Origin of the sequence: Mycobacterium sp. P7213 (genome assembly GCF_900604305.1) — a bacterium.
Taxonomy (GTDB): domain Bacteria; phylum Actinomycetota; class Actinomycetes; order Mycobacteriales; family Mycobacteriaceae; genus Mycobacterium.
On sequence record NZ_UWOA01000003.1, the window covers coordinates 41,239 to 63,990 of the forward strand.

The 22,752-nt window shown below is 68.0% G+C and carries 17 protein-coding genes and 1 pseudogene; 8 read left to right on the forward strand and 10 right to left on the reverse strand.

The annotated features are described in order from the left end of the window. Positions 1-36: 36 nt before the first annotated feature. Both EJK91_RS01980 and EJK91_RS01985 read right to left on the reverse strand, forming a co-directional pair. Positions 37-2,586: an SEC-C metal-binding domain-containing protein gene (locus EJK91_RS01980; protein WP_444850788.1), complete on the reverse strand. Its 2,550-nt coding sequence runs from the start codon at positions 2,584-2,586 to the stop codon at positions 37-39. Positions 2,587-2,612: 26 nt separating this feature from the next. Continuing rightward, on the reverse strand, positions 2,613-2,939 hold the full coding sequence (locus tag EJK91_RS01985) for a hypothetical protein (protein ID WP_024440942.1): 327 nt from the start codon (positions 2,937-2,939) through the stop codon (positions 2,613-2,615). Between the two features lie 36 nt (positions 2,940-2,975). Here EJK91_RS01985 and EJK91_RS01990 point away from each other — a divergent pair. The 4 genes and pseudogenes from EJK91_RS01990 to EJK91_RS02000 form a co-directional block, all read left to right on the forward strand. Continuing rightward, a pseudogene (locus EJK91_RS01990) lies at positions 2,976-3,251 on the forward strand (type II toxin-antitoxin system VapC family toxin); the annotation flags it as partial. Positions 3,252-3,452: 201 nt separating this feature from the next. After that, the gene (locus EJK91_RS22885; protein WP_255341876.1) at positions 3,453-3,587 is read left to right on the forward strand and encodes a hypothetical protein; all 135 of its coding nucleotides are present in this window, start codon (positions 3,453-3,455) and stop codon (positions 3,585-3,587) included. Between the two features lie 110 nt (positions 3,588-3,697). Further along, positions 3,698-4,171, forward strand: a complete 474-nt coding sequence (locus EJK91_RS01995) for a nuclear transport factor 2 family protein (protein WP_125078127.1) — start codon at positions 3,698-3,700, stop codon at positions 4,169-4,171. Between the two features lies 1 nt (position 4,172). Then, positions 4,173-5,009 carry an SDR family NAD(P)-dependent oxidoreductase gene (locus EJK91_RS02000; RefSeq protein WP_125078128.1) on the forward strand — a complete coding sequence of 279 codons (837 nt, stop codon included), beginning with the start codon at positions 4,173-4,175 and terminating at the stop codon, positions 5,007-5,009. 4 nt (positions 5,010-5,013) lie between these two features. Here EJK91_RS02000 and EJK91_RS02005 read toward each other — a convergent pair whose 3' ends face one another. Then, positions 5,014-6,432 (reverse strand): SDR family NAD(P)-dependent oxidoreductase, encoded by a 1,419-nt coding sequence (locus tag EJK91_RS02005; protein ID WP_125078129.1) that lies wholly within the window; start codon positions 6,430-6,432, stop codon positions 5,014-5,016. Positions 6,433-6,667: 235 nt separating this feature from the next. Between EJK91_RS02005 and EJK91_RS02010 the strand changes: the two genes are divergently transcribed. From EJK91_RS02010 to EJK91_RS02025, 4 genes are read left to right on the forward strand one after another with little or no spacing between them, the layout of a single operon-like run. Continuing rightward, the gene (locus tag EJK91_RS02010; protein WP_046301525.1) at positions 6,668-7,099 is read left to right on the forward strand and encodes an MmpS family transport accessory protein; all 432 of its coding nucleotides are present in this window, start codon (positions 6,668-6,670) and stop codon (positions 7,097-7,099) included. Then, positions 7,096-9,969: an MMPL/RND family transporter gene (locus EJK91_RS02015; protein ID WP_125078130.1), complete on the forward strand. Its 2,874-nt coding sequence runs from the start codon at positions 7,096-7,098 to the stop codon at positions 9,967-9,969. Before EJK91_RS02010 ends, EJK91_RS02015 begins: the two co-directional genes overlap by 4 nt. 6 nt (positions 9,970-9,975) lie before the next feature. Next, positions 9,976-10,596 carry a TetR/AcrR family transcriptional regulator gene (locus EJK91_RS02020; RefSeq protein WP_024440950.1) on the forward strand — a complete coding sequence of 207 codons (621 nt, stop codon included), beginning with the start codon at positions 9,976-9,978 and terminating at the stop codon, positions 10,594-10,596. A 37-nt stretch (positions 10,597-10,633) separates the two neighbouring features. Then, positions 10,634-12,226 (forward strand): peptide chain release factor 3, encoded by a 1,593-nt coding sequence (locus EJK91_RS02025; protein ID WP_164517858.1) that lies wholly within the window; start codon positions 10,634-10,636, stop codon positions 12,224-12,226. A gap of 8 nt (positions 12,227-12,234) precedes the next feature. Here EJK91_RS02025 and EJK91_RS02030 read toward each other — a convergent pair whose 3' ends face one another. The 7 genes from EJK91_RS02030 to recC form a co-directional block, all read right to left on the reverse strand. Then, positions 12,235-13,113 (reverse strand): NYN domain-containing protein, encoded by an 879-nt coding sequence (locus tag EJK91_RS02030; protein WP_125078131.1) that lies wholly within the window; start codon positions 13,111-13,113, stop codon positions 12,235-12,237. A 222-nt stretch (positions 13,114-13,335) separates the two neighbouring features. Beyond that, positions 13,336-13,644: a hypothetical protein gene (locus EJK91_RS02035; RefSeq protein ID WP_125078132.1), complete on the reverse strand. Its 309-nt coding sequence runs from the start codon at positions 13,642-13,644 to the stop codon at positions 13,336-13,338. Between the two features lie 40 nt (positions 13,645-13,684). Next, positions 13,685-14,083, reverse strand: a complete 399-nt coding sequence (locus tag EJK91_RS02040) for a type II toxin-antitoxin system VapC family toxin (RefSeq protein WP_046301529.1) — start codon at positions 14,081-14,083, stop codon at positions 13,685-13,687. Beyond that, the gene (locus tag EJK91_RS02045; protein ID WP_046301530.1) at positions 14,083-14,355 is read right to left on the reverse strand and encodes a type II toxin-antitoxin system Phd/YefM family antitoxin; all 273 of its coding nucleotides are present in this window, start codon (positions 14,353-14,355) and stop codon (positions 14,083-14,085) included. Before EJK91_RS02045 ends, EJK91_RS02040 begins: the two co-directional genes overlap by 1 nt. 37 nt (positions 14,356-14,392) lie before the next feature. Next, the gene (gene recD, locus EJK91_RS02050) at positions 14,393-16,141 is read right to left on the reverse strand and encodes an exodeoxyribonuclease V subunit alpha (RefSeq protein WP_125078133.1); all 1,749 of its coding nucleotides are present in this window, start codon (positions 16,139-16,141) and stop codon (positions 14,393-14,395) included. Further along, positions 16,138-19,440, reverse strand: coding sequence for an exodeoxyribonuclease V subunit beta (gene recB / locus EJK91_RS02055; RefSeq protein WP_125078134.1), 3,303 nt, complete (start codon positions 19,438-19,440; stop codon positions 16,138-16,140). Before recB ends, recD begins: the two co-directional genes overlap by 4 nt. Continuing rightward, the gene (gene recC, locus EJK91_RS02060) at positions 19,440-22,724 is read right to left on the reverse strand and encodes an exodeoxyribonuclease V subunit gamma (RefSeq protein ID WP_125078135.1); all 3,285 of its coding nucleotides are present in this window, start codon (positions 22,722-22,724) and stop codon (positions 19,440-19,442) included. Before recC ends, recB begins: the two co-directional genes overlap by 1 nt. Positions 22,725-22,752 lie beyond the last annotated feature (28 nt).

The window sequence follows — 22,752 nt, forward strand, 5'->3', positions numbered from 1 at the left end:
GGGTGGCAGCGTACGCCGCAGCCATGGGTAGGCAAGTCACGCCAATCCCAGCGCCGCCCGCAGTCGATCGGCGTCCATGCCGCGCCCCGCGGCGGCCCCGGACGGGAACGTGTCCAGCAGCTTGATCAGATCCCCTCGGCGGGTCGGGTCGTCGACGGCCTGACGCGGCGTGGCCCCGTCCAGGGCCGGGATCGACTCGTCGAGCCACCGTTCTTCGTGCTCGCGGATCATCTTCTCCATCAACGCGAGCAGCTCCGGGTCGTCCGGCTCGGGAAGGGCCGCCGTGGCGCCCATTGCCGCGGCCTGCCGTAGGTCACTCATCGGGGTGCGGGTCTCCTCGAGAACTTCCAGTGCCGGATCGATCCCGTGCAGCACCCCCAGCACGCGGTCCATCCGGGCTTCGCTGTTGGTCTCCACGGTCGCCGTGTCGCCGTCGAGCCCCAGGCCGGCCCGAACCCGCTGTTGGCCATCGGTGGTGACGAATTCGATCCAGCGCGGCGGGTCGTCTTCGGTGCGCTCGTAGCACTCGTCGAGCTCGGCGGCCACCGCAATAGGGGTACTGACGCGCACCCGAGCTTCGCAGAGCACCATTGGGTCGCCCTCGGTGTTGACCAGCGTGGGCGGGGCGAACCGGCGAGTCAGGAACGCCACCAGCTCCACCGGGTCGGGCTCGGAGTCCAGCAACTCGATCAGCGGCCCGCGTTGGTGCAGGGCGACCGGTTCGATCCCGCCGAAGAACTCCACCACGTCGTCGTCGGTCGGTACCACCCGCGCGCAGATCAGCTGTCCGGGCTGCAGCATCCGGCTGGCGGTGCGTTCGATGACCTCATGCACGTCGCCGGTGCGCACATCACGCACCGTGATGCTGTGGCCGGGCTGCACCTGCTCGACGTCGAACACCGACCGCCGCACCAACAACCACTGCTGGGCCAGCAGCCGCTCGTCGTCGGGCAACAGCTCCCCGCGTAACTCCAGGAAGTCCTCGAACGCCGTGCCCTCGAACAGCACTGCATCGACCGCCAGCGGATCGGCTAGCGCGGCGGCCAACAGATCGTCACGCTCCTGTTCGTCGTAACGGGACCGTTCGTAGCCCACCGCCGCCAGCAGGCCGCGCCACTCGCCCAGCACCACGTGCTGTTGAGCCTTGGCGTAGAGCCAGCCCACCCGCTCGGTCAGCGCGAGCTGCTCGTTGCCCAGGTGGCACTTCTTGTACTTGCGGCCGGACCCGCACCAGCACGGCTCGTTGCGCCCGACGTCGTTGCGTGGCTGGGCCCGGTGCTGTTCGAGCAGGTGCACCAGCGGGTGATCGGAGTCCGCACCGGCCCGACGCAGCAGGTCCAGGCCGGTTTCGGCGTCCCCGCGGTCGGAGGCGATCCGGGCCAGGTCGAACAGCGGTAGCGGCCAGTCCGGGTCCATCGCCTCGGCGGCCAGCAGCTCGTGTTCGGACCCGGCGATGTCGCCGAGCCGTTCGCATGCCACCGCGCGCAGCCAGCGGGTCGCCACCCGTGCCGCCCTCGGCACCTTCGGCTCCACGGTCTCGGCGAACAAGCCCAGCGCGGCGGCCCCCTGCCTGCCGCTTCGGGTGGTCTCCTCCATCAGGATCTCGGCCAGCAGGGGATGGGCCAGGACGGCACCGAGTTCGCCGAGGATCTCCGCGTACGTGCCGCCTGGCTGGTCGACCGATTCGCCATCGGTAACTGCGCTGTCGTCGGGCGCGGTGTTGTCATCTGCGGCGTCCAGCGCTCGCGCCATTAGGCCGTGCACCTCGATCAGCGTGGTCAACGCGAACGCGTCGTCGTCTTCCAAACCGTAGCGTGCGGCCAGCCGCATACACCTGCCTTCGAAATGCCAACGGGCAAAATCGAATCCCTCTGGTGCGAGCTGCTCCCCATCGCGTGACAGGCCCTGCCGGTCGGCGATCTCGCCCAGCGGGGCCACCGGCATGGTGAACAACGTCGGATCCGCAGCGCACACCGCCCACACCGCGGAGTTGAGGTAGGTCGGTTCGTCGGCGTCCAGGACAGCGGCCAGTCGGGAACCCGCGGTCGTGTCCGTCGTCGCCGAGACGGGTTCCAGCGCAAGCCCGTCATCGCTCAACCGCAGCCCGACCAGGTCGCCGGCGGTGACCCCCAACCCCGTCAGCGTGCCTGGCGGCAGCAGCAGCGCGCCGGAATCGTCGATCACGTCTTCCGGGATGCCACGCTGCTCCAGCAGTACCCAGTCGAAATCCGGCAGCACGCTCTGCACCGGCGCGCCGTCGCTGAGCTGCTGGTACTGGCTGTGCTGGCATAACTCGGTCACCGGATCCAGATCCGGGGTGACGTGCAGCAGATCGTGGGTGATCTCCGCGGCGGTCAGTCGGTGGGTGAAGACCCGACCGGCCAGCAGCGTCGGCAGCCACACCCAGCGGCCATCGGGCAATTCAGCAACCGGGCAACTGTATTCGTCGAGTAGGTCCTCGATAACGGAGTCCGGATCGGTGACCCCAGCCACGCGTAGGTGCTCTGCGATGTCCCCATCGGCGAGCGGGCCGTGCTCGGTCAGGATCGTCACGAGGGCCGCGATCATCTCGGGGGCATCTTCCACAGTCGACACTCTAGAGTCGGCGGGCTTCAGGCCGGGGCGGCGCCGCCCTGTGTGTCGATGACGGTTTGAATCAGCTCCACGATGTGCTGCTGGCCGGCCGCGGTCACGTCGAACTTGCCGCGCATCTCTGCAAAGCCGTCGACCATGTCCCGGCGCATTGCATTGAAGCTGGCGGTAGTGGCTTTGCGGAAATCGCGGAGTTCTTCTCCGAGTTCGCCGACATCGCGGTCAGCCCCGCCGGCAAGCACCCGGGCCGCGGCGGCGTCCCGTTCGCTGGCAGCGACCCGGCGGCGCAAGTCCTGCACCTGGCCCTCCAGCGCCCTGACTCGTGGCTCAAGGTCTTCCGGCGGCATGCTGGCAGCGTACGCCGGGGCGGCGGCTTGGGCGGTGGGATCGTCCTGGACTCCCAGCGTGACCCGATCATCAGCAGGGCGCTGGATGAATTTCTCGACGAAGCCGGCTTTGTCATCGAGCCGGTCACCGAGCGGCAGGCCCGGCTGGCTCGTCAGGCCTACGCGGATTTCGGCAAGGACAGCGGTCATCCTGCAGGGTTGAACTTCGGGGACTGCCTCTCCTACGCACTGGCCGCCGACGTTCGCGAACCGCTGTTGTGGAAGGGCGACGATTTCGGGCACACCGGAATCAGTACCGCCTTCGACGCGTAAACCATTTGACCAGCACAGATTTTCTAAGAGTCGCCGACGGCCCGGTAGCCTGCGACGTCCTGATCGCGCATATCGGCGAGCTCAGCTGACCCCGCTGCCTTTCCGGTGAATGGGATAGGACTGGCATTTCCCTTAGAGATATGATGTGGTGTAGACCACGTTGGAATCGTCGATGTGACGCACACCACAGGAGATGGGGCAATGACCACTTTTCTGAGCGGTCTCGGCATCACCGCTGCCACCGCGACCGTCGGCGCCAGCATGATGGGGCAGACGACGGTGGCGTTGTGCGTCGCTCTGGTATCGGCGGCGTTCTTCGCCGGCCGAATCTGCTGATTCGCGCGATGAGCGCGTTTTCCCGCGCATGACCTCCCGGCAGCCATAGGTCGCCGGCATATTTCCCGTGCCCCGCGGTGCTGCGAGGTCCCGACAACTATCGTCGAGCGATGACACCCGAGGAGCGGCTGACCGCGCTCGAACAGATCGAGGCGATCAAAGCCCTCAAGCACCGCTACTTCCGGGCGTGTGACGCCAAAGACCCCGAGACCTTCCGGGCCTGCTTCATCAATCGTGGGGCCGATATTCATTACGGACCGCTGGGCGGGTTCGACGACGCCGATCAGATCGCGGAGGTCTTCACCCGGATCGCGCTGCACAAGGTGGACGGCAAACCGGTGATCCTGGACATGCACCACGGTATGCACCCCGATATCACCATCACCGGCCCCGGCACGGCCACCGGACGATGGACGCTGAAATTCCGCCAGCTCAACATGATTGAGCGCACCGAACGCCTGCTCACCGGCGAGTACGACGACGACTACGTGATCGAGGACGGAGCCTGGAAAATGGCCCGCAGCCATTTCCGCCAGCTCTGGGTGATCGCCCGACCACTCGGCGACGCGATCGTGGAGGCCTGACATGAGCACCCGAATCGCCTTGGTCACCGGTGCCAGTCGCAGCGTCGGCAAGGGCATCGCACTGGCTCTCGGCTCGCACGGCTGGACCGTCTACGTCACCGCGCGCGGCGAAGTCGGCGCCGACGGGCCACTGGATCAGACCGCGGCCGAAGTCACCGAGCGCGGCGGACACGGCATACCCGTGCAATGCGATCACCGCGACGACGAGCAGATCGCCGCGCTGTTCGCCCGCATCGCCGACGAGTGCGACGGCCGGCTGGATCTGCTGGTCAACAACGTCTGGGCCGCACCCAAGGGGTTCGCCGGGTTCACCGAGAAGTTCTGGCAGCGCCCACTGACCGATTGGGACACCCTGATCGGGGTGGGCCTGCGCGCCCACTACGTCGCCTCGGTGCACGCCGCGCAGCTGATGGTCCCGCGCGGCGCCGGTCTGATCGCCAACATCTCCTCGTTCGGGGCCCGCGGGCATCTGCACTCGGTGCTCTACGGCATGTCCAAGGCCGGGCTGGACAAGATGGCCGCCGACATGGCCGTCGAGCTGACCGGGACCGGGGTGAGCGCGGTATCGGTGTGGCCAGGCCTGGTGAAAAACGAAGTCATGCAAGGCTTCATGGCCCGTGGCCTGGACAACTTCCAAGGCTTCCCGCTGGCCAACGCCGAAACTCCGGAGTTCATCGGCCGCGTCGTCGCGGCCCTGGCCGATGACCCCGACCTTGCTGCCCGCAGCGGGCACACCCTGATCACCGCCGAGACCGCGCAGGACTACGACGTCACCGACATCGAGGGAAACCAGCCGGATTCGCACCGCGAACTGTTCGGTGGCGGCCCACTGTATTGACCGGCTACCAGTTGCTGGGCGCGTAGTCCTTGAGGAAGCACCCGTACAGATCTTCGCCGGCTTCCCCGCGCACGATCGGATCGTAGACCCGGGCGGCGCCGTCGACCAGATCCAACGGGGCGTGAAAGCCCTCCTCGGCCAGGCGCAGCTTGGTGGGATGCGGGCGCTCATCAGTGATCCAGCCGGTGTCCACCGCAGTCATCAGGATGCCGTCGTTCTCCAACATTTCGGCGGCACTGGTGCGGGTCAGCATGTTCAGCGCGGCCTTGGCCATGTTGGTGTGCGGGTGGCCCGGGCCCTTGTAGCGACGGCTGAACTGTCCCTCCATCGCCGACACATTCACCACGTACTTACGGCGGGCGGGAGCCGCCGCCATGGCGGACCGAAGCCGGCTCACCAGGATGAACGGCGCGGTCTGGTTGCACAGCTGCACCTCGAGCAGCTCCAGCGCGTCGACCTCGTGCACCCGCTGGGTCCAGCTGTTGACCGCGGCGGTGTCGGGCAACAGCCCACCCGCGTCGATCGCGGTACCGGCGGCGATCCGCTCCGGGGACGCACTGCGCGCGGTCAGGGCCAATTCGGTCAGCGCATGCGGTGTCTGGTGCTCGGCGAGGCTGCCGGCCAGCGCCGCCGGGTGGGCGTCGCTGACATGGTCGAAGGTGATCACATCCACCAGCTCGCCCGCGGGGGTGCGCTCGGCTTCGACCAGGGCGGCATACGAGCCGGGTGCGCGCCGCACCGTCTGCGCCGCGTTGTTGATCAGGATGTCCAATGGGCCCTGGCCGGCCACCGTGTCCGCCAGCGCGACGACCTGAGCCGGATCACGCAGGTCGATCCCCACCACCTGCAGTCGATGCAGCCAGTCGGCGCTATCGGGCATAGCCGCGAACCGGCGCACGGCATCGTTGGGGAACCGGGTGGTGATGGTGGTGTGCGCGCCGTCGCGCAGCAGCCGCAGCGCGATATACATGCCGATCTTGGCCCGCCCGCCGGTCAGCAGGGCCCGTCGTCCGGACAGGTCGGTGCGCGCATCCCGCTTGGCCCGGCTCATGGCGGCACACCCCGGGCAGAGCTGGTGATAGAACGCGTCCACCTGGGTGTAGTGGGTCTTGCAGATGTAGCAGGCCCGCGAGCGCAGCAGCGTGCCCGCCGACGCCCCGACCGCGGCTGAGACCAGCGGAATGCCCTGCGTCTCGTCGTCGATGCGGCCCGGTGCCCCGGTGGCGGTGGCGGCGATGACGGCCTGGTCGGCGGCGGCCACCGCATCGCGTCGGGCGGTCCGGCGGGCCTTCTTGACCGCCTTGAACATGCGGGCGGTGGCCCGGCGCACGGCCACGGCGTCCGGGTGCTCCGGTGGCAGCGAGTCGATCTCGGCGAGCACCTGTAGGCAGGTGGCGAGCCTTTCCGGGTCGATGACGGTCACGCCTGGTAAGGGTACGGGCCCGTAACGACCGGCAGAAACACGACGGACCCGCGATTGGGGCCAAGGCCGTTCCACGCGGTCAGATCATCAGGTAATCTAAGCATCGCTCTACGCGCGGAACTCGGGTTCCGTATCGGTTGGCAGCAGGGTTTCTTCGCCTGTAGTGGGCGTCGCGCGAGCCGGGTTGCCCCCGTCTGGATCTGATCGACCCGAACGACCGAGAGGCCTGCACCCGGTGTTCCGACTGATGAAGCGGTTCTGGATTCCGCTACTGCTGGTGGTCGTCGTGGCACTGGGCGGGTACGCCATTTCCCGGATTCGCCAATCCGTGGGCCACCAGGGCCCGAATCTGGCGGAGGGGTCGGCAATCACCGAGAACTTCAACCCGAAGCACATCACCTACGAGATCACCGGGACCGGCGGGACCGCGAACCTCAACTACCTCGATGAGAACGGGCAACCCAATCTCATCGAAAACGTATCGTTGCCCTGGTCGTTCACGATCGTGACGACACTGCCGTCGATGTCGGCCAACATCATGGCTCAGGGCGACCGCAACACCCGCGACCTTCGATGCCGGGTGACCGTCGACGACGAAGTGCGCGATGAGCGGGCCAGCGACGACACCATCAAACCGTTCATCTACTGCTTGGTGAAATCCGTATGAGCCGGCCGCAGACCCACCGCTCCTTCTTGGCGCGGATGGTCCGGGTCTTCTCGCTGCCGATCATCTTGTTCTGGGTGCTGCTCGTGATCGTCCTGGGGGCGGTAATCCCTTCACTGGGCGAGGTCGCGGCCACCCGGTCGGTTCCGATCAGCCCCACCGGCGCCCCCTCGTATGCGGCGATGCTCAATATCGGCAAGGTGTTTCAGCAGTACGACTCGGACTCCACGGCGATGGTCGTGCTCGAGAGCGACGAGCCGGTCGGGGAGGCCGCGCACGCCTTCTACGACCAGATCGTCGCCAAACTCGAGGCCGATCACGAGCACGTGCAGAACGTTCAGGACTTCTGGAGTGATCCGCTGACCGCGGCGGGTTCACAGAGCGTGGACGGCAAGTCCGCCTATGTGCAGATCTTCCTCAATGGCTCACAGGGCACCACCGAAAGCCACGAGTCGGTGGCGGCGGTGCGCGACATCGTCGCGTCGGTGCCCCCGCCGCCGGGTATCAAGGCCCATGTCGCGGGTAACACGGTCCTCAATGCCGACACCAGTGTCGCCGGGCATCAAAGCATGCATCGGCTGGAGTTTGTGTCGGTCGCCATCATCATCGTGATGCTGCTCGCCATCTACCGCTCGGTGGTGACCATGCTGATCTCCATGGTCGCCATCGGCCTGGGACTGTTTGCCGCAATGAGCGTTACGGCCGCCGTCGGCAACCTGAACATCATCGGCCTGACCCCGTATGCGGTGAGCATGGTGACGATGCTGTCCATCGCGGCGATCACCGACTACCTGATCTTTCTCCTCGGCCGATATCACGAAGAGAGAGCCAACGGCCTCGATCCCGAAGAGGCCTTCTATGTCTCCTACAGCGGCGTCTCGCACGTCATCCTGGGTTCGGGGTTGACCATCGTCGGCGCCTTGATGTGCCTGAGCATGACCACGCTGCCCTACTTCCAGACCATGGGTCCGCCCTGCGCGATCGCGATCCTGGTGGTCATCGCCGCATCCCTGACACTGGCCCCGGCGATCCTCACCGTGGCTTCGAAATTCGGGCTGCTCGACCCCAAACAGAAACTCTCGACGCGGAACTGGCGCAAGGTCGGAACCATCACCGTCCGCTGGCCCGTCCCGGTCATCTTGATGAGCGGCGCGCTGGCCGTCGTGGGTTTCATCAGCTTGCTGACGTATGTGCCGCAGTACAACGACCAGAAGTTCACTCCCGCCGACATGCCGGCCAACCTGGCCATGGCGGTCGCGGACCGGCACTTCTCCCAAGCCCGGATGAACCCCGAACTGCTGATGCTCGAAACCGATCATGACCTGCGCACCCCAGCAGACATGCTGGTGATCGAGAAGGTCGCCAAGAGCGTCTTTCGGATGCGTGGCATCGACCGGGTGCAGACCATCACCCGCCCACTGGGCGCGCCGATCGAGCACAGCTCGATCCCATTCCTGCTCGGCGCGCAGAACGCCGGCACCCTGCAGGCCGCGAAGTTCAACAACGACAACTCGGCTCAGATGCTCGAACAGGCCGACGAGATGAGCAAGACCGTCGCCAACATGGAGCGCATGTACGCCATCACCAAGGAGATGACCGAAGTCACCCACAGCATGGTCGCCCGGACCCACGACATGGCCGACACCACCGATCAATTGCGAGACCATATAGCCGATTTCGACGATTTCTTCCGGGTGTTCCGCAACTACTTCTACTGGGAACCGCACTGCTTCGACATCCCGATCTGCAACGCACTGCGATCGATCTTCGACACCGTGGACGGCATCGACCAACTCGACGAACAGATCCAGAACCTCACCGTCGACATGGACCGTCTGGATAAAGTGCTGCCGCAGATGCTGCCCGTCCTGCAGAACACCATCGACTCGATGACGACGATGCGCGACTTCATGCTCGCGACCCACAGCACCATGGCCGGAACCCAGGCCCAGCAACAGGAATTGGCCAAAGGTGAGACGGAGATAGGCCTGTACTTCGATCAGGCCAAGAACGACGATTTCTTCTACATGCCGCCGGATGTGTTCGACAATCCTGACTTCAAACGCGGCATCAAGATGTTCATGTCGCCCGACCACAAGTCGGTCCGGATGATCATCACCCACCAGGGCGACCCGGCCTCGGTGCAGGGCATCGCTCATGTCCGGGACCTCAAAGACGTTGTCGCCGACGCCCTCAAGGGCACCCCGCTGGCCAGCGCCAAGGTCTCGCTCGCCGGTACCGCATCGCTGTACGCCGACATGCAGGACGGCGTCGTCATCGACCTGATGATCGTGCTCATCGCGTCGCTGATCCTGATCTTCGCGATCATGCTGATCATCACCCGCAGCGTGGTGGCCGCCCTGGTGATCGTCGGCACCGTGGCCGCATCCCTGGGTATCGCGTGCGGATTGTCGGTTCTGCTCTGGCAGGACATCCTGGGCCTGGGCGTGCAGTGGATCGTGATCCCGCTGTCGATGGTGATCCTGCTGGCGGTGGGCTCGGACTACAACCTCCTGGTGGTCTCGCGCCTGCGGGAAGAGATCAGCGCCGGGCTCAACACCGGCATCATCCGCGGGGTGGGGGCCACCGGGCGGGTGGTCACCGCGGCGGGCCTGGTGTTCGCCTTCACCATGATGGCGATGATCGTCAGTGACCTGCGCGTGGTCGGTCAGCTCGGTACGACTATCGGTATCGGCCTGATCATCGACACGTTGATCGTCCGGGCATTTATGACACCATCGATCGCCGCGGCGCTGGGCCGCTGGTTCTGGTGGCCGCTCAACACTTTTGAGATCACGCGGCCGGACCGCAGCGGACCCGGACCGCAGCCGGCCCGAGACGACACCGCGCCCATTCGGACCGCGAGCGGGTGAGTGACGGTGACGGCGGACACGGAATCGAAATTGCGCAGGCGCACCGATGGGCGCCTCGATCGGTCGCGTGATCCCGCGATCCTCGATGCCGCGTTGGCCGCCTTGGCCGAGAACGGCTACGACGACACCAACATGAACGACATCGCAGCACGAGCCGGCGTCGGCAAGGCCGCCATCTACCGCCGCTGGTCGTCGAAGGCGGCGCTGATCGCCGATGCGCTGGTGTACTGGCGACCCGACCTGATGGACGACGACGTCGCCGACACCGGCAGCCTGGCCGGCGATTTCGACGCGTTGGTGGGACGGATGGCGCGCACCGACGACGCGCTGATCCCCAACGACGTGGTGCTGCGGGTCGCGGCCGAGGCCGCCCACGACCCACACCTGGCCTCGGCGCTCGACGACATGCTGCTGCTCAAGGGCAGACGGGTGGTGACGACCATCCTTCAGCGGGCCGCCGACCGCGGCGAGGTGGCACCCGGCCGGGACTGGTCGCTGATCGCCGATGTGCTTGCCGGGGTGGGTCTGATCCGGGTCATGAGTGGCCAGAGTTTCGATGCGAAGTTCGCCCGGCAGGTCATCGACACGCTGGTGCTTCCCGCTGTCCTGGCGGCGAGCGCCGATTAGTGATTCGCGCGAGGTCGCAAATACAATCGCTGGCGCAATGACCGACATCTCCACCGAGGCAGGCCGACGCCGCACCTTCGCCGTGATCAGCCACCCCGACGCCGGCAAATCCACCTTGACCGAAGCGCTGGTGCTGCACGCCAAGGCCATCACCGAGGCCGGCGCGGTGCACGGCAAATCCGGTCGCCGTGCCACGGTGTCGGACTGGATGGAGATGGAGAAGGCCCGCGGCATCTCCATCACCTCGACGGCCCTGCAGTTCCCCTACCGCACCCCCAAGGGGCAGGACTGCGTCATCAACCTGCTCGACACTCCCGGCCACGCCGACTTCTCCGAAGACACCTACCGGGTGCTGACCGCCGTCGACTCCGCGGTCATGCTCATCGACGCCGCGAAAGGCCTGGAACCGCAGACCCTCAAGCTGTTCCAGGTGTGCCGGCATCGTCGGATCCCGATCATCACGGTGATCAACAAATGGGACCGTCCCGGCCGGCATGCCCTGGAATTGATGGACGAGATCCACACCCGTATCGGGCTGCGTCCCACCCCGCTGACCTGGCCGGTCGGCATCGCCGGCGAATTCGATGGGGTGCTCGACCGCCGGTCCGGCAACTTCATCCGGTTCACCCGTACCGCCGGGGGTGCGACCGCGGCGCCCGAGGAGCACATCGCCGCGGCCGATGCGCATGCCGCGGCCGGCGCCGACTGGGATACCGCCGTCGAAGAGTGCGAGCTGCTGTCGGCCGACGGATCCGACTTCGACCGCGAGGCGTTCCTGGACTGCACGGCGACACCGGTGCTGTTCACCTCGGCGGCATTGAACTTCGGCGTGAATCAGCTGCTCGACGTGCTCACCGAGTTGGCACCGGCGCCCAGCGGGGCGCTCGACGTCGACGGCGGCCGGCGCGCCACCGACGCACCGTTCAGCGCCTTCGTATTCAAGGTGCAGGCCGGAATGGACTCCGCCCACCGCGACCGCATCGCTTTCGCGCGGGTGTACTCGGGCACCTTCGAACGTGGCGACGTGCTCACCCACGCCGCGAGCGGCAAGCCGTTTGTCACCAAGTACGCCCAGTCGGTGTTCGGCCAGCAGCGCTCCACCTTGGACACCGCCTGGCCCGGCGATGTGATCGGGCTGGCCAACGCTGCCGCCCTGCGTCCCGGCGACACGCTGTATTGCGATGTGCCCGTGCAGTATCCGCCGATCCCGAGCTTCTCGCCCGAGCACTTCTCGGTGGCACGCAACGTCGACCCCAGCAAACACAAGCAGTTTCGTCGCGGTATCGAGCAGTTGGACCAAGAAGGCGTGGTGCAGGTGCTGGTCTCCGATCGCCGCGGTGAGCAGGCGCCGGTGCTTGCCGCGGTCGGCCCGATGCAGTTCGAGGTGGCCGCACACCGCATGGCCAGCGAGATGGGCGCGCCGATCACGCTGGAGCCGCTGCCGTATCAGGTCGCGCGGATCGTGGACGCCGACGACGTCGACTTCGTGAACAAACAGTCGTTGGCGGAAGTCTTGACCCGCACCGACGGCGTGCACCTGGTCTTGTTCTCCAACGCGTGGCGCCTGCAGGGTTTCCAGCGCGACAACCCCGACGTGCAGCTGCGATCCCTGGTGGCCGCGGAAGGCTAGTTCGGCCGCTAGTTGCGCAGCCGCACCATGCGCGTCGTCGAACTCTCGTCGAGCTCCACCAGGTCCGAGTAAGACCGCAGGAAATCGCTGAATGACTTGTAGCCCAGCGCTTTCTCGCTGAAGGACGGATCCATGCGCTTCATCTGCGCCTTGACTGCGGAGTTGTGCAGCCATTCGACGTCGTCTTTCTCCAGACCGATCCGCAGCGCGCGCGTCAGCAGGCCAGTCGCGGTGTCCACCGGATCCGGTGCGGGCTCTTCGGGCTCCTCTTTGGGCTGGCGGGTGCGCCGCTTCGGTTCGGCCTCGGCCTCTGCGGTGACCGGCGCGGGCTCGAACACCGGCACCCCGGGCAGCGCGTCGTAGCTGACGAAGTCGTCGCAGGCCGCGGCCAAGGCGCGGCTGGTCGAGCCGGCCACGCCGATCCCGACGACATAGCGGCCCAACCGCTTACAGCGCTGCGCCAGCGGGATGTAGTCGGAGTCGCCGGCCACGATCACCACATGGGTCAGATCCGGCAGCCGGAACATGTCCTCGACCGCGTCGACCGCCAAGCGGATGTCGGCGCCGTTCTTGCCGTAGGCCGCGGCCGGGAACAACTGCACCAGATCGACCGCGCGCCCCACCAGCTGCGCGCGGTAGCCGGTGTTGACCTCCGCCGACCAATCCGCGTAGGCGCGGGTGAGCACCAGCGTCCCGAACGACGAGGCGAAATCGATGATCGCCCCGACATCGACGGTGGCCCGGGCGAGGCGTTCCGGATTCTTGGACAGGCCCTTGGACTTGTCCTTCTGAAACGAACTGCGGCCGTTGACCTGGTCGTAGCGGGAGATCACGATGTTGTCGAAGTCGAGGTAGACCGCGACACGGGTGTCGCCGGATTCCGTCATGGTCCCAGTGTGGCGCACCAGCGGCCCCATCCATAACGGCTTGGCGGGGATAGGGGAGATGCCCGCCTTTGAGCGACAACCGTGCGGGCGGCGCGGGGTAGGTGCGATGTGTCGCTCAGAGGCGGGCAACGGTGCACATGGTCCGGCCGCGTGATGCGCCCCAGCGGCCCGGCGACGTGCCCCACCGGCCCGGCGACGTGCCCTACCGGTCCGGCGACGCGCCTAACCGGCGCGGTACCAGCGCGGAATCAGCTCCGGGTCCGGCAGCGGGTACTGCCCGAAGAACCCGTGCGGGTCCCCGCGCAACACCTGGGCGTTCTGAACGTCGGCGCGCTGGCGGATCTCGCGCAGCCGGTTCAGTTCGGTGGCGCGGTGCGCGGCGTAGCTGCGCACCAGCCATCGCGTGACGAACACGGCCAGGGTGATCACGGTGCCGGCCAGAATCAGCCAGCGCAGCCACCACAGCAGGGCGAGGACAAAGAGGACGGCGAAGGCCGATCCGCCGCTGGCCGACTGCTTACGATTCCCCATGGCCGCGACGGTAATCCGCGGGTCTGACAGCTCGAGGCGGCTAGCGTCCCGGAGAAACGGTCGGCAGGCCGAGAGCGCCGGCGGCGTCGAGCAAGCGTCGGTCGTAGGCGACAAACGCCGTCAACCGGGTGCCGAACACCGCGTGACCGGTCGCTAGATGGATGGCGTCTAGGGATCGCAGCGCCGGGTCGGAATAGGCCGCAGCGGCGGCCCGAACCACCTCATCCACCTGGTAGCGGGAGACTCGCGATACCAGTGCGGGTACATCGGGCAGGCGGGCGGGGTCCAGCCGCCGAATAGCGCGAGGCAGTTCGACCTCGATCAACGTTGACGACACCCACGGCGCGGACTGCTGCGCGTCGAGCCAATCGGCGAGCGCGTCGGTCTCCGGTTCACGGCGGATCAGCTTCACCAGCGCCGACGTGTCCAGATACAACATCAGTAGCGCTCGTCATCCCGCATTTCGCGAAGCGCTTTGCCGGCCTCATGATCGGTGCGGATCGGGCCCGAGGGACGCGGCGCCGGCCCGTTGACGGTCGCAGGGTGAAGTCGCCCGGCCTTGATCATCTCGGCCAACGGATCCGCCTCGGCCGGGACCAGGCGAGCGATCACCGTGCCGCGTTCGGTGATCTCAAGTTGTTCGCCCCGTTTGACGCGGGCGAGCACACCGGCGGTGTTCTGATTCAGCTCGCGTACCGGCACCTCGGACATAGAAAAATGGTACTACGAATTTGTAGTACACCGCTGGTCACGTTTCTCGCAGCCGCAGCGCCAGCCCGGAGGCCCGCACCACCCGGCGGCCCAGCGCCGCCCGCACCGAAGCCTCCGACCCCACCACCCGGACCTTCGTCTTGGCCCGGGTCACCGCGGTGTAGAACAGCTCCCGGGTCAACAGCCGCGACTCGACGGGCGGCATCAGCACGGTCACCTCGCCGGCCTGGCTGCCCTGGCTCTTGTGGATCGTCATCGCATACATGGTCTCGACCTCGGCGAGCCGGCTGGTGGCGAACTCCAGTGGCCCGGACGCCGTGGAGATCACCGCGCGCAGGCCCTCATTGCGGACCACCACGGCCCCGGTGTCGCCGTTGCGCAGCCCTAACCCGTAGTCATTGGCGGTCACCAGCAACGGGCGCCCGGCATACCACTCGGTCCACATCGGGTCACCGGTCTGCTCGGCCACCCACCGGCGGATCTGCTGGTTCCAGTGCCGCACCCCGTGCACGCCCTCCCGGTGCGCACACAGCAACCGGTGCTCGTCCAGCGTCGCCGCCGCTGCGGTGGCGTCACCGAACAGCGCCGCCTGGCGCACCGCCAACGCGTGGGGCACCACCAGCGCCGCCAACCGCTGCGCCACGTCGGCCGTGTGGTCGGTGTCGATCCACTCCACGTGCTCGCCGCCGGCGGCCAGCAGCGCGATCGCGGTATCGGCATCACCGTCGCGGATCGCCACCGCCAGCGCCCCGATCGACTCGCCGAAGCGGTGCGACGTCCGCAGCGTGGCCACCCGGGTGTCCGGCCGCGCCGCCAGCCCGTCCACCAGATCGGCCAGCACCGCACCGGCTTCCACCGACGCCAGCTGGTCGGCGTCGCCCACCAGAATCAGCCGGGCATCCGGGCGCATCGCCTCCAGCAGCCGGGCCATCAACGTCAGCGACACCATCGACGTCTCGTCGACGACGATCACATCGTGCGGCAGCCGGTTGACCCGATCGTGGCGGAACCGCACCGAGCTGTCCGGCCGCGACCCCAACAGCGTGTGCAACGTGGTGGCGCCCAATCCGGCCAGTCGCGCCTGATCCACCGGATCCAACGCGGCCACCTCCACGGCGACCGCCTCGGTCAGCCGGGCCGCGGCCTTACCGGTCGGGGCGGCCAACGCGATCCGCAGCCCGGGCGTCCCCGACCGTTCGGCGTGCTCGGCCAACAGCGCCAACAGTCGTGCCACCGTGGTGGTCTTGCCGGTGCCCGGCCCGCCGGTGAGCACCGTAACCGGCTGCGACAGCGCGATTTCAGCGGCCGCACGCTGCTCATCGAACTTGCCGGGCGGAAAAAGCCGCTCGAAGGCGGGCAGCTCCGCCGGCACCGTCCCGGGCGCCGACAACGCCAACAGGTCCGCGCAGACCTGCTGCTCCTCGCGCCAATACCGGTCGAGGTAGAGCAGCCCGCCAGCAGGGATGTCATAGACCCTCAGTACCTGCTCCTGCACCAGCCGGCTGCCCCGCACCGCCGCCAGCCAAGCACCCGGCGCCGGCCAGGACACGTCCGCGCCGTCGGTGTCGGCGGCCACCGATGACAGATCCAGGCACACCGATCCGTGACGCAGCGCCCGCACGGTCAGCGCCAGCGCCAAGGCGACCGTCTCGTCGGGTTCGCCGGCCAATGCGGTGATGCGTTGGGCCGCATGCACATCGGCGGCATCCAATACGCCTGCCTGATTGAAGTCCCGAAGCAGTCCGGTGGCTCGGGAGGCCACTCGCCACTCCAACAGCTCGCTCATGCCGCCCGCCTTGCGTGCAACAGGTCCGACAACGCGACCACCAGCGCCGTCGGCGGCCGCCAGTCGAACACCCCGGCACGGTGCCCGTCGATGACCGGGGTCTCCGGCCCGCACATGCCGCGCACGAACAGATACAGCACCCCGCCCAGATGCTGCTCGGGGTCGTAACCGGGCAGCCGCCAGCGCAGGAAGCGGTGCAGCACCGCGGTATACAACAGCGCCTGCAACGGGTAATCCGAATGCAGCATCGCCGCGGTGAGCCGGTCGAACCCGTAGTCCGCGGCGGTGTCGCCCAGCCGGTTGGTCTTGTAGTCGACCACCACAAAGCGCTGTTGCCGAACCCGCAGCACCACATCGATCGACCCGGACAGATATCCGCGCAGCGGCTGGCCGCCCAGTGCTTCGGTGGCCAGCCGGTCGGCATACGGGGCGAACGGGTCGTCAGCCGGCAGATGCTCGCGCAGCAGCGTCCCCACTTCGGCCAGCCGCAGGTCCGTTGCCACCCCCCGAACATCCCCTCCGGCCAATGGAATCTCGAAATCCAACTCCCGCAACCGGTCTCGGGTGCCGATGTCGCGCAGCGTCAGCCCACCGGCCAGCGGCCCCAGCGGGGTGTCGTGCATCGGCACCAGTGCCGCGGCCAATACGGCCGGCTCGGCGTCGACCGACCACCAGGCGGCGTGCAGGCTTACCTGGGCTTCCAGCTCGGCCGCCAGGTCGGCGGCGAACGGATCGGCGGTCTCCAACACCGCGTGCACCAACGAACCGAACGCCGCCCCCGCCGGCAACTCGGCCATCGGCGAGACCAGATCCGCGCCGTCCGGCGGCGCCGCCACCGCCACGGGCACGTCGTCGGCCTCGTCGTCGCGGGCGGTCAGCTCCGGCTCGCTGTGCACCCCGGACGCCGCGCCCGCCACATCTGCCACGCCTTCGGAGGCATGCCGGATCAGCCCCGAATACGACGTGCGCCGCCAGCCGGTGTCGATGTGGCGGTGGAAGTGCCGTGCTTCCAAGCCATCCGGAGGCTGTGCCGAGGCGACCGGGGCCAGCGGGGCGATCACCGACTCCTCGATGACCAGACCGCCGGCGGCCTCCCACTCCCGAAAGCAGCTCAGCGCTTCGTCGTCGGACGGCTTGGGCTCGCAGCGATCCGGTACCGGCGCCTCGCCACGGCACCGGCCCCGCAGCAACCGGGACAGGCCGCCGTTGGGTTCGTCGTAGGACGCCGCCCACCACGCCACCACCTGCGACTGCGCGCGGGTCAACGCCACATAGGCGAGCCGAATGTCATTGCGGGCGGCCTCGGCCACGCTCAACCGCTGCACCTCGTTGTGGTCGGAACTGTTCGGGCCGCCGACGTGCCGGCAACGCACACCGGCTTCGTGGTAGAGCGGGATGGCCTCGTCGAACATGTGCCGGTTGAACGCGAACGGCAGGTACACGATCGGAAACTGCAAGCCCTTGGAGCCCCACACCGTCAGGATCTGCACGGCGGCCGCGTCGGAGTCGAGCCGGCGATTGTGCTGCCCGCCACCGTTTCTTTCCGTGCACTGACGGCGCAACCAATCCCGCAACGCCGGCAGGCCCAACCGGTCGCGGTGCGCGGCCTCATGTAGCAGCTGCGCCACATGCGCCAGATCGGTCATGGTGCGTTCCCCGCCGTACTCGCCGAGCAACCGGCGCTTGAGGCCGGCCAACTGCGCCGCCTCGAACACCGCCGCCGGCCCGTGCAGACGCAGTTCATCGGACCAGTCCCGCAACGTGGACGCCACCTGGTCGGTCAACGTGTCACCACCGTCGGCCAGGGTAGCGGCGGTATGGCCGAAGAACACCGTCGCCGCGGCGGCCCGCACCAGCCCGGCGCGATGCGTTGCCTCGAACGCCTCCAAAAGACACAACCAGTCGGCGGCCGCAGCCGAGGAGAACACGTCGGCGTCACCGGTGAACACCGCGGGAATCCCGGCCCGCAGCAAGGCTTCTTGGCAGGCGGCCGCGTCCTTGCTGTTCTCCACGATCACCGCCACATCGCCGGGGCTGATCGCACGGCCGTCGAAAGTCGCGCCGCTGGCCCACAAGGCGGCGACGTCGGCGGCCAGATCATCGGGGATATGGCGGCGCAGCTTGGTCATCGGGACGACACGGTCGGCGCTGACACCGAAGGTCGCGCGGCCGACCACCCGCAGCCGCAACGGCGCGGTGCAAGGCGCGCCGGCCAGCCGGGTTCCGCTGACCGCGGCCTCGACATCGTGGACCACGATCTGCGGATCGCCCAGCGCCGCACCGCCCATCACCGTCTGCAGCGCATCGACCAGTGCGGAGTCGCTGCGCCAGTTCACCGCCAGGGTGCGCTGCTGCCCAGCGGTGCGGGCCGCCTGCAGATAGGTGTAGATGTCGCCGCCGCGGAACCCGTAGATCGCCTGCTTGGGGTCGCCGATCAGCACCACCGCCGAATGCCCGACGAAGCCGCGTTCGATCACCTGCCACTGGATCGGGTCGGTGTCCTGGAACTCGTCGACCATCACGATCGGCCAGCGTTGCCGCATCCGTTCACGGGCCGGTGAGTCTTCGGGCTCCAAGGCGCCGGCCAGCCGGCGCAACAGGTCGTCATAGCCCAGCACGCCGAGCTGGCGTTTGCGCAACTCCAATTCGGTGCAGACCGCATCGACGAATCTCAGCCGCACCTCGGCCACCGAGTCGGGTTCGGGATCCAGCGGGCGCAGCTGGGCATAGGGGTCGGAGACCACCTGCCGCGCGAGTTCCAGCGCGTCGGCGTAGCTCAGCGCCACCTCGTCGCGCTGGGTACCGAACTTCGCCAGGTACAGGTCGTCGACGACCCGGATCACCAGGTCGTCAAGGCTTTCCACCAACTCGACCCCGGCGCTGGTGTCACCGGCGATGCCCAGTGACTTCAGCACCAGATGACAGAACTGATGCGTGGTGGCGATGGTCGCGGCGTCGAATCCGGCCAGCGCATCACGCAGCCGGCGCCGGCTCAGCTCCCGCTCGTCGGCGCTACCGGCGCACAGATGCGCGACAAGATCATTGGGTTCCTGTGCGCACATGCCGTCCAGGGCGGCCAATGTCTCCACCAGTTGGCGACGCACCCGGTCACGCAGCTCCCGGGTGGCGGCGCGGCTGAAGGTGATCAACAACATCTCGTCCAGGGTGGCGTGACCCTCGGCCAGGTAGCGGGTCACCAGACCGGCCAGCGTGAACGTCTTACCGGTGCCGGCGCTGGCCTCCAGCACCGTGGTGGTGCCGCGGGCCGGCAGCGGGCCCAGCAGATCGAAGCGGTCCATCAGCGCATCCGCCGTTCCGCGCGCAGCAGCGGCAGCCACAGCCGGGCGGCCAGCGCGCCCAGGCGGGTGTCCTCACCGTCGAACTCCTCGCCCGGGCGTGGTGGGGCCTGCAGCACGTCAAACGGCGCGTGCGGTCCCCACACCCGCACGCTGGCGGGTTCGGCGTTCTCACCGGGATAGCGCTGGGTGGCCCATTTACTGCTCGCATACGACACCGGGTCGCGCCCGGCGTGACGCTTCTCGGCCCATGCGAACGACGTCTTGATCGGCAGTGGCAGCGGTTCGCATCGCCCCATGTCATAGAGCCACACCAGCTCCCGCAATGTTTCGACCGGGTCGGGTGGCGGCCCGAGCACCCGCTGCCGGGCGCGCTCGCCGCCTCGGTCGCGGCCGATGCAGCGGGCGGTCCACTCGACGTCGGGACGCTGGGCGGCCAACGCCACCAGCGGAATCCAGGCCTGCAACAGATGCGTGTCCCGCAGTTTGGAGTAGTTGACCGACACCGTGGTGGCATCGAACACCGGGGTGACGGTGCCGGTCAGCCGGCGCCCGCCTCCGAGATCCAGATCGATGTCAAAAGTCGCCGGGGCGCCTTGGCGATGCTCAAGGGCCGCCGCCGCCAGGTACATGACCCGGTCCCGGATCTGTTTGGCGGTGCGCCAGCCCAGTTGCCCGGGTGGCAGGCTGCCGCGCCGCCACTCAGCCGCGATGGCATTGGCCGGGTCGGTGCCCAGCAGCATGTCGTGCAGCATTCGGTTGCCCACCGCCCACTCGCCCAGCGCGTCGATCTCGACCGGCATACCGTCTTCGACCTCGTCGACTTCCCACGGCAGGGTGTAGTTCAGCGCACTGAAAAAGCCCTTGACCGGGTCCTTGAAGAACTTGAGCAGGTCGACGAGCGTGACGTCTGCCGGCGGCGGCGCGGGAAGCGGGTCGTTGATGAACACCCGTGCAGCACAACGGATTCCGGCGGCGGTTCGGGCGGCCAGCGGCACGGTCGGGTCGAAGGTGAACGGCACATCGGGGATCAGCCGACCGGGTTCGACGTTCTTGACGTCGAACGGCTGCAGCGGATGCTCCACAACAAGCTGCGCGCGCACCGGTTCGGGGGTGGTCTGATCCAGCGCATCGAGCAACTCGGCCAACGGGACGGCGGGCGGGCGGGGGTGGCCGCTGTGTTCGTCGGCGCCGGTGTAGGTGATCACCAGCTTGTCGGTGGCCGCGGTGATCGCATCCAGCAGCAATTGCCGGTCCTCGGAACGGATGTCACGTTCCCCGGTCATCGGGCGCCGCGCCAGCACGTCGTCGCCGTCGGGCAGGTTCAGCCGGGGGAACACTCCGTCGTCCACGCCCAGCAGGCACACCACCCGGTGTGGCACCGACCGCATCGGCACCATGGTGCACACCGTCAGCGTTCCGGTGCGGAAGTTGGCCCGGGTCGGCCGCCCGGCCAGATGCCCGGCCATCAGCACGCGCACATCGGGTAGCCGCAGGGCGGTGTCGCTGCGGGCCGCGGCGTCGTCGAGCACCTGCGCCAACTCCCGTTGCAGATGCGCGCTCTGCCAGGCATCAGCGCCGGCATCGGCCAGCTCGGCGACCCCGTCGCGCAGCGCGGTGATCCACTCCGCCAGCGGGCGCGTGCCCTCCAACTTCTCGACCGCCGACTGCAACCGGGCCACGAACTCGGCCAGTTTCCCGGCCAGCTCCACCTGACTGCTGCCGACGTCGTCGAGGGGGAGCGCGGTGCCCAGCCAGGCCTGCGAATCATCGGACATCGCCACCCCGGTCAAGATGCGGTCCAGGCCGAATCTCCAGGTGTTGTGCACGATGTGCGACAGCCCGTAGCGCTCGCGGGTGTGTGGGTCAAAACCCCAGCGGATGTTGGCGGTACGCACCCAGGTGGTGATCTGGGCCAGATCGTTGTCGGTGAAGCCGAACCGCGCCCGTACCGGGTCGGCGTGGGCGAGGTTGAGCACGGCGGTTGCGGTGGCGCGGCTGCCGGCGATCTCCAGCAGTTCGGCGGCCACCGCGAGCAGCGGATTGGTCTGGGTCAGTGCCCTGTCGGCGAGCTGCACCCGCAACCGATGCGCCGGGTGGGTGTCGCCGGCGAGCTCGCCCAGACCGAAATCGGCGACGATCAACGGCGCATAGGTTTCGATGTCGGGGCACATCACCACGATGTCGCGGGGCTCCAGCGTCGGATCGTCGTGCAGCAGCCCCAGCAGGACTTCGCGTAGCACGTCGACCTGCCGCGCCGGGCTGTGGCAGCTGTGCACCTGCACCGAGCGGTCTGATGCGGCGTGGCGGCGGCCCGTTGGGCGCAGCGCATTGGCGCCCAGATCGGATTGCAGCCAACCCAGCAGGGTGTCCGGCCGCGTTGCGGCATCGAGGAATTCATCACTGTCGGGCGCGGCGGGCAGGCCGCGTTGCAGCTCACGCAGATCGCGGCCCAGCGTCTCCAGCAGCGGATGGTGGGCGTGGTGGCGGGTGTCGTCCTCGGTGCGCGGTACGACGCCGTGCACGTCGCCGAGCGAGCGCCACAGCGCGTCGGAGGGATGCGGCAACCACAGGTGCAGGTCGTGATGAGTGGCCAGCGCGTCCAGCAACTCGATGTCGGTGCACGCCAACCGGGTGTGCCCGAACAACGACAGCCGGGCCGGCAGTGTGTCGGTCGGCGCCTGGCGCAGACGCGCGACGGTATCGCGGTGCCGAACGGGTGGGGGATCGATACCGATGGCGGCCACCAACGCCCGCCACAGCGGCGGCTGCCAGGCCAGGTCCTCATGCAATTCACCGGTCGCACCGGCGTTCCAGTCGACCAGCAACTGCGGGCGCTGCCGGGCATAGGAGGCGAACAGTCCGGCCAGCCGGCGCGCCACCGCATAGCGCCGGCCGCGCCGCAGCTCACCTTCTCCGCTGGAGTCGGCGTGGCCCAAATGCGTTGCCAGCGTGGCGCACCAGGGCTCGGCCAGGTTCGCGTCGATCACCGCCAACAGCGGCCAGGTCATGGCATCCGGGGACCACGGATCGTCGTCGCCGGCGCCGGTGATCTCGGCGATGAGCGAGATCGGGTTGCGAAACTCCACGCCCGCGCAGACCCCGTCGCCGCCGGGACCGGCACCCAACACATGCGACAGACGTTGGGACAGCCAGCGCTCGACCCCGCGCGCCGGCACCAGCACCAGCTCCTGGGCGAACGGGTCGGCCGGCGGCGTCGCCAACAGTGCACCGAGGCCGTCGGCGAGGACGTCGGTGCGCTCGGCGCGGTGCAGGTGCAGTCCCATCGCGGCCACCATAAACCGCGGCCCCGAC